The 15,116-nt window shown below is 41.0% G+C and carries 11 protein-coding genes; 3 read left to right on the plus strand and 8 right to left on the minus strand.

The features are described 5' to 3' along the window. Positions 1–2: 2 nt before the first annotated feature. The 6 genes from AC04Q1_RS19225 to AC04Q1_RS19250 form a co-directional block, all read right to left on the minus strand. The gene (locus AC04Q1_RS19225) at positions 3–3,287 is read right to left on the minus strand and encodes an efflux RND transporter permease subunit (RefSeq protein ID WP_478366188.1); all 3,285 of its coding nucleotides are present in this window, start codon (positions 3,285–3,287) and stop codon (positions 3–5) included. 13 nt (positions 3,288–3,300) lie between these two features. Continuing rightward, on the minus strand, positions 3,301–4,692 hold the full coding sequence (locus tag AC04Q1_RS19230; RefSeq protein ID WP_478366189.1) for a TolC family protein: 1,392 nt from the start codon (positions 4,690–4,692) through the stop codon (positions 3,301–3,303). A gap of 285 nt (positions 4,693–4,977) precedes the next feature. Further along, positions 4,978–5,397 carry an SRPBCC family protein gene (locus tag AC04Q1_RS19235; protein WP_478366190.1) on the minus strand — a complete coding sequence of 140 codons (420 nt, stop codon included), beginning with the start codon at positions 5,395–5,397 and terminating at the stop codon, positions 4,978–4,980. Positions 5,398–5,534: 137 nt separating this feature from the next. Then, positions 5,535–6,053: a protease gene (locus tag AC04Q1_RS19240; protein ID WP_478366191.1), complete on the minus strand. Its 519-nt coding sequence runs from the start codon at positions 6,051–6,053 to the stop codon at positions 5,535–5,537. Positions 6,054–6,221: 168 nt separating this feature from the next. Beyond that, complete coding sequence (locus tag AC04Q1_RS19245) at positions 6,222–7,415, minus strand: SGNH/GDSL hydrolase family protein (protein ID WP_478366192.1); 1,194 nt, start codon at positions 7,413–7,415, stop codon at positions 6,222–6,224. 324 nt (positions 7,416–7,739) lie between these two features. Continuing rightward, positions 7,740–8,831, minus strand: coding sequence for an AI-2E family transporter (locus tag AC04Q1_RS19250; RefSeq protein ID WP_478366193.1), 1,092 nt, complete (start codon positions 8,829–8,831; stop codon positions 7,740–7,742). A gap of 178 nt (positions 8,832–9,009) precedes the next feature. Between AC04Q1_RS19250 and AC04Q1_RS19255 the strand changes: the two genes are divergently transcribed. Both AC04Q1_RS19255 and AC04Q1_RS19260 read left to right on the plus strand, forming a co-directional pair. After that, a complete protein-coding gene (locus tag AC04Q1_RS19255; RefSeq protein WP_478366194.1) occupies positions 9,010–9,828 on the plus strand; it encodes an alpha/beta hydrolase in 819 nt (272 codons plus the stop codon). A 196-nt stretch (positions 9,829–10,024) separates the two neighbouring features. Beyond that, a complete protein-coding gene (locus AC04Q1_RS19260) occupies positions 10,025–10,279 on the plus strand; it encodes a hypothetical protein (protein ID WP_478366195.1) in 255 nt (84 codons plus the stop codon). A 67-nt stretch (positions 10,280–10,346) separates the two neighbouring features. Here AC04Q1_RS19260 and msrB read toward each other — a convergent pair whose 3' ends face one another. Both msrB and AC04Q1_RS19270 read right to left on the minus strand, forming a co-directional pair. Next, on the minus strand, positions 10,347–10,853 hold the full coding sequence (gene msrB, locus AC04Q1_RS19265; protein WP_478366196.1) for a peptide-methionine (R)-S-oxide reductase MsrB: 507 nt from the start codon (positions 10,851–10,853) through the stop codon (positions 10,347–10,349). Positions 10,854–10,947: 94 nt separating this feature from the next. Next, positions 10,948–11,652, minus strand: coding sequence for a FadR/GntR family transcriptional regulator (locus tag AC04Q1_RS19270; protein ID WP_478366197.1), 705 nt, complete (start codon positions 11,650–11,652; stop codon positions 10,948–10,950). Positions 11,653–11,828: 176 nt separating this feature from the next. On the opposite strand from AC04Q1_RS19270, the gene AC04Q1_RS19275 reads away from it, so the two are divergent. Next, complete coding sequence (locus AC04Q1_RS19275; protein ID WP_478366198.1) at positions 11,829–15,107, plus strand: SusC/RagA family TonB-linked outer membrane protein; 3,279 nt, start codon at positions 11,829–11,831, stop codon at positions 15,105–15,107. Positions 15,108–15,116 lie beyond the last annotated feature (9 nt).

Genomic DNA, 15,116 nt, shown 5'->3' on the forward strand with positions numbered 1-15,116 from the left:
ATTTATTCGTTTTCTTGTAAACCTATAATGTAATGGATGCTTTCTTCGTCTTCCGGATCTAGCGATATCGAATCGGTAGTCTGTTTCCCCTGTACCCAAGCAAATACCAATGGCAATATAATTAATACGGCGAATGTTGAAGCCAACAAACCACCAATTACTGCTCTTCCGAGTGGTGAAACGGCTCCGCCGCCCTCACCATGACCGATGGCCATTGGCAACATACCTGCAATCATCGCAATACTCGTCATGATAATCGGGCGTAAACGTAATGCGGCCGCTTCGCGTGCCGATTCGAGCGCATTGCCATTATGTTTCCTCAATTGCTCGGCATTCGTAATCAGTAGCACGGCATTGGCAATAGAAACCCCAACCGACATGATAATCCCCATATAAGATTGCAGGTTTAAAGTTGATCCGGTTATGGTTAATAACAACAGTGAACCCAAAATAACCGCCGGTACGGTGGCTAAAATAACCAATGGAACTTTAAAGGATTGAAAATTAGCAGCCAGCATCAGGAAAATTACCACAATGGCCACAAATAAGCCCGATTGCAGGCTATCCAAGGTTTCTGTTAATACTTTACTCATTCCGATGGCGGTAACATTTAATCCTCTAGGCAGTTCGCCCACGTCCTTAATGGCTTTTTCTACATCTTTTGAAGCTGTTCCCAAATCGGTATGGTAAAGGTTTGCTGTTACCGATACGAATGGCATCGCCCCAATATTGTCATTCTCTCCAGCGGTGGTATCAGGGGTGATTTTAGCCACATCGCTTAAAACTGGTCTGGCCGAGTTTTTTAACAAAGGAATTTCGCCGATGTCATCTTTGCTGGTCATTTGGTTTAGTGGCACTTGAACCTGAACACTATAAGGCAAAGCCGCTTTTTCATCCAGCCAGATATTTTTGTCCGTATAGCGCGATGATGAAGTTGAGGCAATCAGTGATCTCGAAATATCGGCCATATCTACGCCAATCTGTGCCGCACGCGTTCTATCGATATCGATGTTTAAAGATGGATATTTAATGGGCTGTGCAAGCTGAACATCACGCATATAAGGAATTTCCTTTAATTCTGCCAGGATTTTATGGGCGTATTGCTCATTCAGTTTTTTGTTTTTACCGGCGATGCGCACTTCAACTGGAGTAGGAGAGCCCTGACTCAATACTTTATCTGTTAATTCTATCGGTTCGAAAGAGAGTTTAACATCCGGGAGTACTTTTTTGATTTTTTCTCTGAACTGATCCTTGAAATCATCCATGTCTTCTTCAAAATCTTTTAAACTTACCTGGAAAACGGCTTCATGCGGACCAGCCATGTATTGGTAAATTGGATTTACTGAAAACTGTGCAGGGTGCTGACCAACATACACAGAAGAAATGCCCATGTGCTCTTCACCAACCATTTTTTTCAGCTCAGCCAAAACTATGTTAGCTTTTTCTTCCGTGCGTTCTAAACGTGTTCCATCGGGTGCGCGCAAACGCAATTGAAACTGGCTAGAATTTACCCTTGGTAAAACATCGCGGCCAATATTAACCAAAAGTAAGGCAGCTAAACCCACAATTACAACCAGATACAAGAGTACCACTGGTTTTCGGTAAGGTAATATCCGATCGAGGAAACGCATAAAACGGTTCCTGAACTTATCGAAGAAACCAATTTTGCCGTTACCACTAAAATCTTCACGCTCAACTAAAACCCGTTTTTGATTCAAGGTATCCTTTTCCGATTCGAGTGTAATGCCTGTCGCTGCGAAATCAGCCTCATCCTGCGTAATGCCAGGATGGTTTTTACCACCTTTTTTAGGATGTGCAACCATCAGCCAGTTGGCCATAATGGGTACAAAGGTTTGTGATAGCAAGAATGAAACCACCATCGAAAACCCGATAGCCAATGCCAGCGGAAGGAATAACGCTCCCGGAATACCTGTCATGGTAAAGGCAGGTGCAAATACAGCCAGGATACAAAACAGAATTAAGAGTTTTGGGAAGGCAATTTCTTTACAGGCATCCCAAATGGCCAGGGCCTTGGGTTTGCCCATATCAAAATGCTGGTGGATGTTTTCTATGGTTACTGTTGATTCATCCACCAGGATACCAATAGCCAAAGCCAATCCGCTCAACGTCATGATATTGATTGTTTGTCCGAATAATTTAAGGAACAAAACACCAGCAATAATCGATGTTGGAATGGTTAAGATTACAATTAAAGCCGCACGTTTATCACCCAGGAAAAGTAAAACCATCAATCCGGTTAATATCGCACCGATGGCGCCCTCACTGATCAAACTTTTTACGGCGTTAATTACATAAACAGACTGATCGAACTCATAAGAAAGTTTTACATCTTCGGGTAAGGAACTCTGGATGTTCGGTAAATTTTTCTTTAAGTTTTTAACCACTTCCCAGGTAGAGGCATCTCCGGATTTGGCAATACTTAAATATACCGAACGTTTACCATTAATTAAGGCATAACCTGCAACCAAATCGGCACCATCTTTAACAGTAGCCACATCCCGTAGTTGCAGATTTTGTACACTGCCTTTAAACAAAGGAATGTTTTCAAAATCTTTAACCTTTTTAATGGTATAATTGGTAGGAGTGAGGTAATTTTTGTCACCAATTCTCACGTTTCCTGATGGTGCGGTCTGATTATTTAACCTGATGGCTTCCACCACCTGATCTACAGTTAAATTATGTGAACGTAACAGTGATGGGTTAACATTGATTTCGATTGTCCTTGGACTTCCGCCGAATGGAGCAGGAGAAAGCAAACCTGGAATAGCAGAAAAACTAGGACGAACATAAGTATTGGCCAAATCCTGCAGTTCATTATTGGTGCGGATTGGACTACTTAATACCAGTTGTCCGACAGGCAAAGAAGAGGCGTCGAAACGGATTACGAAAGGGGGCTGCGAACCCGGCGGGAAAATGGCCTGTGCCCTGGTTGAAAGCGCACTTAACTCTGCCGCGGCCTGCGCCATGTTGGTACCCTCATAATAGGTGAGTTTCATTAGCATTAAACCCTGGGTGTTTTTGGTTTCGATACTTTTGATACCGTTGGCAAAAAGTAAAATGTTAACATATTGTTTACCAAAATAAGCTTCCATTTGGTCGGGGGTGTAACCGCCAAAAGGGTGGGCTATATAAATTACCGGAAGGTTCATCTGCGGCAGGATATCAACCTTGACCTGGTTGATGGCCCCAATACCGAAAAAGAACAATCCCGCTACTAAAACTAAGATGGATATGGGTTTGCGGAGTGCGAAACGTATTAAATTCATTTATATAGCCAGATTAAAATTCGTTGATAAATATGTCGTAATTTCCCAGTGCTGCCGATTTTAACAACAAAGCTTGCCAAACATTGGTAAAGGCAATATCCCGATCGGTTTCTGCACGGTTTAAGGTGAAAAGTGCCTGAGTAAGATCAACCAGTGTGGTGAGCCCGTTTTTGTAAAGTGTATTTTTTTGCAGATAAGCATCCGCCGCCGCTTTAACCTGAATAGGTGCTTCCCTGTAGTTGGCCAAAGCATTGGCCAGTTTAGTTTCGGCCAGCGCCAACTGGGCTTTCAATTGTTGATCAACCAGATTGTATTCTTCTTTTAGGCCCAGGCTAATGTATTCTTGTGCGCGTACTTGCGGGCGGTTTTTAAGTAAAGTGGATAGATTCCAGGTCATTCCTATGCCAATCAAATAGTTTCCACGGGTAGGGTTTACACCATCTGCGTAACTGGAAGAATAAGCAGTCTGGTCTAATGCATAACCTGAACTAAAGCCCGAGCCCCTGCCTTGCATCACCCCAAATAAGGTAAAGGTTGGGTAGTATAATTTTTTGAAATAATTAACCTGTTGCTGGCTAACATCCACACGGTTCTGGTAAAACTTTAACAGGGGATGCGAACTTTTTATTACAGTATCTTCGAGCAGATTATTGGGAATCCGGGTAATCGAGGCGGTATCTACATTGTATGAAGTTGCTGTTAAGCCCATCAAAACACCTAAGCGGTTCGCTTGTTCCTGTTCCAGGTCTTTCGCTTTGGTTAAGGCAATTTTGGCGTTCGAAACCTCCGCTTTTGCAAAAGAAGAATCTACTCCTGCAATTAACCCGTTTTTAGCTCTGATTACCGCAGTATTTTTAAAGGTGACAGCCCGGTCGAGGTTGTTCTGTTGCGATCTGGTTAACCGTTGTGCGGCCAATAAATTTAAATACGCTGCAGAAACACGGATCTCCTGCTGGAATTTCTCCTGTTCCAGATCATTCTTGTCTCTTTGGTAAGCAGCATCGGCAACTTTAATGCGTTCCCTGATTTTTCCAAAGGTGAAAAAATCCCAGTTTACATTGGCAAGGTAAAGTCCGCCAAATGCAGCATTCCAGTTTTGTTTGTCTAAAGCTGGGCCAGATGAAGCCGTTCCCAAACCGCCCAGACCATATTGTGGCCCGTTTTGGCCGTTAATGGTTCCATAATCTTGCTGGGCACTTAAACTGAAGTTTGGCAGATACTCTCTTCTGGCCTGTTGGATAGAAGATTTTGATGCATTTGCATAATTATCCTTGGCCTTAATGGTACCATAATTCGTTAATGCGGTATTTACGGCCTGCTTTAAACTAAGCGTTTGTGCACTTACACCGATAGACAGACTTAAAAATAATAATAATGAAAAATGAAATAAAGATATACGATGCATAGTGTATAATTTACACGGCAAATGTAAATTATGGCGGCAATATCAAAGTATTCCGTTCAAATCAATAATTATGCGAATCAAATAATAATCGAATTGTTACTTAAGGAAGGCCATGCGTAAATTTTAGCCCATAATAATAGCCAGAGGCTGCATCATAAAAATGAAATTGTCATCCTGAGCCTGTCGGATGACTTGTTTAATAATTCACAAGACGTTTCGACAAGCTCAATGTGACAAATTTGAATAGAATTACTGGTATGATCCAGTCTTTTATGAACAATATGTTTAAGCTTCTTCAGTATAATTTTTAAAATTATCCAGAATGGCCTGCCAGCCACCGCGTTGCATTTCGATGGGATTGGTTGATTCGGGGTCGAATGTCTCTGTTACCCTGGTTTGTTCACTTAGTGCATCAAAAACAATACTTACTTTTCTGCCATCTTCCAGCGTATATTCGATTTTTTTATTGGGATCAACTGTAGTATAGGTTCCGCCAAAATCGAAACTCATACTGCCATCTTTTGCGGCCATGGTGCTTTTAAATTTACCACCTACTTTTAAATCGTTTTCCGAATAGGGGGTATGCCACTCAGGAGAGGCAAAGCTCCATTTGGTAATGTGATCAGGATTGTTCCAAAATTCCCAAACTTTTTCTACCGGTGCATTTACGGTTGTTTCAACGGTGATTGATGTGCTATTTTCCATTTTTTCTTTTTTTTAATTTGTTCAATAAAGTTATGGGAACTTTTACAACCCGGAAAGTGTAAATGCGACAAAGTAAGGGGTGTATTACACTTATATACCAGAGGAAATTAAAAACAATGTTTAAAAAAAGCTGAAAATTAATGCAGATCCGTATAAATAAAAGTGATCGTATCTCTAGACACGAGGCCACTCATATTTCCACCCGTATAAACAGCTTTATAGCTTGCCCCTTTTTTTAGGTCGTAAGCTTTAAGTAAATCGGCATTTGCAACCAGGCTATCACCTGGCTTTACTTTGCTATAACTCGATGCAGGAGGGGGCATTACTCTTTTTGCCATAGCCCCTTTGTATTGGGCTTCCTCTCCTTTTTCGTCGGTAATGCTTAAATAACTGCTCATTAAAGGTTCGAACGGCGTATGCCAGATACAGAAACTTTTTGTGCTATCGGTATTGTTATACACCACAAACCTCAGCAATAGTGGATCGCCGGTAGCTACGTTACCATTTATTTTTAACTTGACTTCAAGTGAATCGTTTTTGCTGGCAGCAGTTTGGGATGTGCTTTCGCTCTTGCTGTTTGCCGTATTTCTGGTGGCCTGGCTGCAGGCCGAAAACAATAATAAAAGGGCAGGGATAATTAATTTGATGTTTTTCATGGAATGTTTTTGTTTATATAAGCAAATAGAACTGGATATTGTTTGATTGGAATGGATTAAACTAAAACGATTAAGTGCTGGCTTTATACACGGCATGAAAACCTGTGATAATATAGATCTGAATTGCAAATCCAGACCAAGGGGTGAGATTCCAGAAAAATTAAATGACTAATTAGCGTTTACCAAAAAGTAAGCGATGCGACAGGCGTAACCTGTTGATTTTAGATTGTGCTGCTCACTGATGCGTATACTTAATTTATGCTCACCACCACTCAATTGATCGCCAAGTAACAGGTACCAGGGCAAATGCAGGCTCGCACTCCATTGGGTATACAGGTCGATCATTTTTTCTTCCCCATTATCAATGCGGTAATGGAGTGCCCCAGCATCCGGACCTGATAAAATAGCAATCCCTACCGCATTGCCTTTAAAAATCAGATCGAAAGTACTGTTTCTGGTATTGCTTTCTAAAACCGGGATATTTACAAAACCGGACCTGGTTTCGAGGCCGTCAGTCGGCTTCCAGCTTTTGTTTATATTAAATGTATTTAAATTTTCAGCGGCATTAATGTTCACATATTGCCCTTTGGTATAAGCAAATTTATCTAAAATTTTAGGCAGACTGGCCGTGGTTTTTTTATTGGTGTTTTTCTGGTTTTCCTCCAAATAGGTTTTGATGGTATTAAAATAAAGCTTTTGACCAAAAGGGGACGGATGGAGGTTTTTAAAATCATCCTTCCAGGTAAATTCGCCATTGGCAATGCGTTTATCTATTTCTAAAGCAAGGTTAATAAAAGGTAAATGGTAATATGCTGCTAAATCGCCGTGTACCTTTACTTCGACAGGGGTTTTGCCTGAGTTAAAATCTTCATTTTTATCTTCATCGGCAAAAGCCATCAACACGATGTCGGTTTTGGGGTTTTTGCTTAGACTATGTCTGATGATGCCCTCCAAAGCACGTCGTTGCGTTAGTTCTGAAGTCTCATTAACGTGATCATTTACGGCTGATTCTATAAATAACAGGTCTATTTTTCCGCTATCCAATACATCGCGTTGCAGACGGAAAGCATGTGGTAAACTGCCCAATGAAGGAATACCCGCATTAATAAACTTAAATTTTGTTTGGGGATAAGTTTTGGTGAAGTAGCTGCATACCAATCCGCGCCAGCCTTCCATATTGGTAATGGATCCACCTAAAAAAGCAATGGTTAGAGGCTCTTTTTTATCAAGTTTTTCGGCAAAATTAGAACTGTAGCCGTTAAAAGTAATGAACGCCGAAGATTGAAGATTGTTTTGGGCAAAGCATTTAGAAATTGATGCTGTTACCAGTAATATTAAGAAGAGAAAAGAGCTTGGTTTCATATTGATCAGAATAACCCAAAAGTAATAAAATTAACTTTTGATCAGTCGGACCATAACAAATAAATTCAATTTATTCTTGTGTTGCAGTTATCGCATGGGGGCAGCCGGGGTACAATTTAAAGGGATTAAATATTTGAAAGATTCGGAGCGCAACACCTGGTTGTTGATGTAGTAACTTTTGTTCAATAAACCCGGTAGCAGCGATAGCCCCCGACTTAAGGAGGGGCTATAGCGGATAACGGGACTGCTGTTGCCGAAGCATTACCAGACGCCCGTTTTCAAAAAAATATAATTTTTAATTATTGAGTTTTTTTATGGCACCATTTAGGTAGTGACGGCTTTTTTCTTCCTTCTGAACCTTTTCACCTGCCCCATGTGCTCGGTCGGGATAGTATCGCCCAGCAATTTACCCCAGGGTTTAAGTCCATCAATCCGGTCAAAAATGATTTTCATCACAGCAATAAACGGGATGGAAAGAAACATACCCGGAATGCCCCATAATGCCGCGCCCATTAAAACGATTACGATAGAAATAAGTGCGTTGATCTGCACCTTGCTCGAAACAATGCGGGGTACGAGGATATTGTTATCGATAAACTGGATCAATGCATAAGCGCCTATAATTAACAATTGTGTGGTAAAACCATCTTTGGTTAAGGTAGCCATCAACACGGGCAATGCAATAGCGATAATACCGCCAATGTAAGGCAACAGGTTCAATATTGCACCGATAACGCCAATCAGAATAGCGTTTTGCACACCAAGGATCAATAATGCAGCAGAGTTCATTACGGCTACAATCGACGTTTCGATCAACAGGCCAATAATATAACTTTGAATGGCTGCTTTCGTTTCACCCAGAATCTCGGCAACTTTTTGTTTATTCTCTTCCGAAAATACTTCGTAGATAAAGTTAAGGATCAAGGTTTTATAAAGTAGAATCAGAAAAGTATATACGGGAATTAGGAAAACCACACTTAAAACACCCATCAAACCGCTCAGGGTTTGACCGATCAATGCTTTACTGCCATTTGCGGCATCGTTAACCATCTGCATCTGTTTTTGCGTGGAAATGCCAAATGTAGTTTGCAACCAGCTCCTTATTTCTTCCAGCAACTGCGTGAGTTTATGCTTAATGCTGTCCAGGTCATCAAAGAAGTGCGCAACCTGCGATGACAAAAAGTAGAGTATAGCGACTACCACAACAATACCGATCAGCATGGATAAGATAATGCTTAGTATTCTGGGCATTTTTCTTTCGAAACGGTTAGTGAGTGGGTTAAGCAGGATGGCAATAAGTGCTGCGAAGGCTAAGGGTACCAGGATATCTCTGAGTACGCTCATCATAAATACTGTAATTACCAGTCCTAGAAGGATTACAGGTGCTTTAATGTAAAATGGGTAAGTTTTAAGCATTTTTCGGTGGGTTCATCGTTCAACAACCATAATGTAACAAAATTGTTTTGATTTATTCATTCGTTTGTGGAATTAGCCCACTCAGGTAAGTATCTTTTTTATTTCAATCTGCCTAAATGATAGGGAATGTAGACTTATTTTATAAATTTAGCCCATATAAATCCCCTAAAAATCAACCATGAAAAATAGCTTTTTAGTCGCCATCTGTTTGTTTTTGTTTACCAGCATTGCGAATGCTGCTGAAGTTGATACTGCTTTAACCTATAGCAAATCGATGAAAAAAAATATTAAGGCGGTGGTAATCAAGCCCGATAGTTATAAAACCGGAAAATCGTTTCCTGTGCTTTATCTGCTCCACGGTGCCGGTGGCAGTTATGCCGAATGGGTGAAGAAAGTGCCGGGCATTAAGGAGCTGGCCGATCAGTACCAATTTATCATTGTGTGCCCGGATGGGAATGTAACCAGTTGGTATTTCGATAGCCCGGTTGATCCGGAATGGAAATATGAAACCTATGTATCTAAAGAGTTGGTGAGTTATATTGACGAACATTATAAAACCATTGCCGAAAAAAAGGGCCGGGCCATTACGGGTTTAAGCATGGGCGGCCATGGCGCGCTTTATCTGGCCATTAAACACCAGGATATTTATGGGGCGGTTGGCAGTATGAGCGGTGGGGTAGACATTAAGCCTTTCCCGAACGGATGGAATATTTCGAAAAGATTAGGCGCGGAAGATGAATTTCCGGAACGCTGGAAGCAGAACAGTGTAATCGATATGATTTACCGCATTAAACCAGGCGCACTTGCTATTGCCATCGAATGTGGAACGGAAGATTTTTTCTATAAAATGAATGTCCGTTTACATGATGAGCTTTTATACAATAATATTCCGCACGATTTTACGACCAGGCCAGGGGTACACAACTGGGATTACTGGGCAAATGCCATCAAGTTTCAAAGTGTATTTATGAACAATTATTTTAATTCGAAACCGTAAACAATATAGATTAATATCATCATACGGACTAAACTATTTTTTTGTGGCGCTAAGCATGCAATTAGCATGTAAACTGATACATCATTTTAAGTAAAAAATTAACTTTTAGATTACATACTAAATCAAGACTTACCATATTTTTGACCGTTCTCGAAATCTTATTTATAAAACAGGAAACGAAGATTTAAAACCAAAAATGAAATACTTAGTCAAAGAAATCAGTGAAGGAAACTGCGATATCACATTATTGCCAGAAAACCTGAATGACAGAAATCTTTTAGCCGAAACAACTAAAACCCTTCAGCACGATTATCAAGAAACTATCCAGTCGCATTATGAACATGCATTGAAAAATGAAGTTCATGGCAATGCTGCATTTGTTTCCTTAAACAATGAGGAAAGTAATTATCCGAAAAGAGTAAATGTAAACTACCAGATTATCCTAAGCTAACAGGATATTTTTCTGAGTAAGGCTTTCTTTACCCTAAAGAAAGCCTTTTTTGTTTTATAGGTGTATCTTACTGTGCAAAACCATCAGGTTCAAAATCGAGCGATATCGAATTCATGCAATAACGTTTATGCGTAGGCGCGGGTCCATCATCGAAGATATGGCCAAGATGAGAATTGCAACGGCCACATTCTACTTCTATTCGTTCGATACCCAAACTATTATCTTCTTTATAAATGGTGCTTCCCTTTCGGATGGTTTCGAAGAAACTAGGCCAGCCACACTCACTGGCAAATTTGGCATCCGATTTAAAAAGGGCATTGCCACAAACGGCGCAATAATAGGTTCCCTTCAAGGTGGAGTTCCACAATTTGCCTGTAAAGGCGCGTTCGGTATTGGCCTCGCGGGCTACGGCATACAAAGCCGGTGGCAATATTTTTTTCCATTCCGAATTTTTGACTTTTAACTTTTTGGCGTCAGTACGCGAATAATATGGATTATTGGCGTGGTTTTGCTCCTGACTATTGGCATAAAAGCCCAAAGTCAGCAAAAACGATAGTACGATTAATGTTTTCATTGCGTGTTTTTATATGTAAATAAACGAATAATCGGGCGGTATGGATTGATCAATATTGCTTTGATGATAAAATTAAATCTTAATATCCCATATATTATTCTTCTGCAAACAGGCGGTTAAAATGATTTTCGAGGTGGTTTCGCATGGCATTTCGGAAAAGTTCGGGCGATCCGTTTTCCAGAATATCCACCAAGCCTTTATGGGATACAAATTTATGTAGCTGCCCTTGTTTTTTAAGTAAACCGCTGTTGTGTACAAAGTCGAATATCGGCAATAACATGCTCTGGAATTTTCTCAAGGTTTCATTCCCGGTGATATCATATAGCTTTCCATGAAAAGCAATCTCATGTTCAATATTAAATAGGTGGTCTTGTGAAGCTTCAGGCTCATTGTCTACAATCGTTCTAAGTTCTTTCAAGTCTTCATCAGTAATGCGCTGAAATAAAAAATCAGCCATTCCGATTTCAAGCACCAGCCTGATTTCGAAAATCTCTTTCAACGTGCCTTGATCCAAAATATGTGGATTCATACTTTTGGAAAGAATGCCAAATAAATCAGGACTGGTAATTACCGCGCCCTTTTTCTTTTTGGATTCGATGAGTCCCATCATACGTAATCTCAACATGGCTTCGCGGACAACCGTTCTGCTCACACCCAAGGCAGCACAGAGTTCGAGCTCGGTAGGGATACTATCTCCAACCTTTAACTTACGTTCCTGTAAAAGTTGAACAAGCTTATCTTCTACCCGATCAACTAAGGAACTGGTGTCCATTTGTTTAAAATTACTGATGCTTTCCATTATTATGTATAATTTATTTTTTTATAAAATCTGCCTTTAAATAGGTTCCGAAGCAAATATAAAGCTAAGCGTCTGATTTTTCGTTTAAATTTTATCGAAACTATTTGCAAATAAATAAAATAAATCGGTACTTAGTATTATTATGTATAACATAATACAAATCAAATAACCAAATTATGAAAGAAATTTACTTTAAACTCATCAGGCATTGCTTACCATTTGTACTGATGATGGCAACAATCTCGGCATTTGCACAACAGACCATTACCGGAAAAGTTACGGATGCCACCGGACAGGGAATCCCTAGCACAACTGTTCTGGTTAAGGGCACAAAAAACGGAACCTCAACCAGTCCGTCGGGTACCTACAGCATCAAGGTTAATAAAGGCGAAGTTTTGGTCTTTAGTTTAATCGGTTATCTGTCTCAGGAAATAACCATTCAGGATCAGGCCGTGGTTAACGTAAAACTGTTAGAAGACAGTAAAGGTTTAGACGAGGTAGTGGTAGTGGGCTATGGCACGCAGAGCAGGCGTAGTGTAACCAGTTCCATCTCAAAACTGGATAAAGATGTATTGGCAAATACACCAAGATCGAATGCGGCATCAGCGCTGCAGGGTACTGTACCCGGTTTGCAGGTGGTTACCGGTTCCGGACAGCCGGGAGCCGCACCTGCCATACTGCTTCGTGGCGGAGCATCGATCAACAGTCCTGGTGCACCATTGGTGATTGTTGATGGGGTAATCAGGTCCTTAAACGATATCTCATCTGAAAATATCGAATCGATAGAAACCTTAAAAGATGCCTCCGCAACAGCTATTTATGGCGCCAGGGCAAATAACGGGGTAATATTGGTCACCACTAAAACCGGTAAAGCGGGCAGTGCGCAGATTTCATACAAATTTACCGGTGGTTATAACCAGGAGCGCAAAGGCTACCAGTACATGGGTGCTGGCGACTATATCTATTATACACGCTTGGGTTATTTAAATGCAGGAAGGACTTTGGCCCAGGCTAATGGTTCGAGAGGTTTAGGTCTTTCTACCAACGCTGCTGATCTGGCGAGTTTTGATATCAAAACTTATATTCCGGGTACAACCGTGTTGCCAAGCGGCTGGCAATTGGTAAATGATCCTTATGGTGGCCAGATTATGTATAAAGACCATGGTGGTGAAGTAGAAGATCTGGTTTTCCAGAATACCTATACGAAAGATCATTATGTGAGTGCCAGCGGCGGTAATGATAAAGGAAAATATTTTGCTGCTTTCGATGCTTATAACGAAGACGGTGTAATTGTAGGTTCGAAATATAAAAGATATACCGGCGATATTAACGGATCGTATAAAATTAAACCAAATGTTGAAATCAGCTCTGGCGTAACTTTATCCACTTCTTCACAATTGGGTACTATAGGTGGGGAGGTAAATACTTTATATAGGAGTTTAGCCATCTGGCCCACTTTTAACCCCTGGATTGATGAGGCTAAAACTGTGGCTAACCCAGGTAACAGTGCCAGTGATGGTAACCCTTTATACTGGCTGGGCCGATTGGACCGATCTAATGAGGTAAACAGGATTGTAGCCAATGCTGCTGTAAAGTGGGATATTATTCCTGGTCTTTATTTCAAAGCAACGGGTAATGCCTATCTGTATGAGACGCTCGACCAGTCTTTTCAAAAATCGACACAAACTTATGCACAGATTTTTGCCAATTCGGGCAGTAATACCACCAGAAGTTCTACCAGTGCATTCGGCAGGGATTTCCAGACCCAATACAATGCTATATTAAACTATACCAAGAGTTTTGGTAAACACAATTTTAACCTGATGGGAGGCGCGGAGTATTTCGATGTAAAATCGTACACTTCGCAGGTATTGGGACAGAATGCTCCAACGGATGATATTCCGACCGCAAATGCCTCTACAACTTTTGCCGCAGGCAGTAATTTTACAACCCGTACAGCATATAAAATTTTATCAGCCTTTAGCCGTTTTGCCTACGATTTCGATCAGAAATACTTGTTTACGGCAGTGTTTAGGCTGGATGGGGCATCTAGTTTGGCCAGCGAAAACAGAAATGGCATTTTTCCCGGAGTGTCGGCAGGATGGAACGTACACCGTGAAGATTTTTTCAAAAACTCAAAGATCAGTCAGATCATTTCTAGCCTTAAACCAAGGATCAGTTACGGACAGAATGGAAACATTGCCGGTTTAGGTCGCTACGAAACCCAGGGCGTTTACAGCTTGCAGGGAAATTACAATGGAAATGCAGGTTTCTTGAATACCGGAATCATTAACAGTGATTTAAGATGGGAAAAAAGTAAAACCACAGACCTGGGTTTGGATATGGGATTATTAAAAGACCGCATTACAGTGATTTTTGATTATTATGACCGTAAAACCAGCGATCTTTTAACCAACCTCGATCTGCCAAGTTATACGGGATTCTCGAGTTTTAGAACCAACCTGGGCACCTTTCAAAATAAAGGCGTAGAAATCGGTGTTGATGCAAAAATTATCGATAAGGGCGGATTCAAATTTAATGCCGGTGCTAATGCATCATTTGTAAAAAACAAAATCCTGAAACTGCCTTTTAACGGAAATGAGAACAACAGGCAGGGCGGTCTGCAGATTTACGATCCGGCATCAGGTAAAGTAATTTGGGTAGGCGGTTTACAGGAAGGCCAGCCGTTGGGCAATATGTACGGTTACAGACAGGTTTCAATTTTTAGAGATGCCGCCGAAGTGGCCGCAATTGCAGGTAACAGGACCGATGCTATTGCGGGTGTTACCGGACCTAATTTGGCTCCAGGTGCTAATGGACGGATTACCGCAGGTGATGTAAACTGGGAAGATGTAAACGGCGACAATATCATCGATTCAAGAGATCAGGTGTATTTAGGTAATATTTACCCAAAATGGACCGGTGGTTTTAACTTTAATGCAAGTTATAAAGGTTTTGGCCTGTACAACAGATGGGATTTTGCCTTGGGGCACACCATTTACAATGATTTGGTGGCCCGTACATTGGGTAACTATCAGGGTACCTTCAATTATATCGATCTGCAGGCGCAGGCCTGGTCGCCAACCAACACCGATACCGATATTCCAAAAGTGTATTACGCCGATCAGGTTGCAGGTTCAAAACAAAATTATACCCGGGCTAACAATGGCAATGCAGTATTGAACGGAAACAACTCCCGTTTTTACGAAAAAGGTGATTACCTGTGCCTGAGAGAGATTACCCTTTCTTATGATCTGCCTAAAGGACTTTTACAGAAATCTAAATTCTTTAACAATGCAAGGATTTACCTAACAGGAAGCAACTTACTGTACATCACCAAATTCTCAGGCCCGTCGCCAGAACCACCTGTGTCTGGAACCACCATTACGGGGATTTATTCGGGAACATACCCAACGCCACGCACCTTTATTATGGGACTTCAGGTAGGTTTTTAACAAAAAAAA

This window comes from Pedobacter humicola (assembly GCF_056490705.1).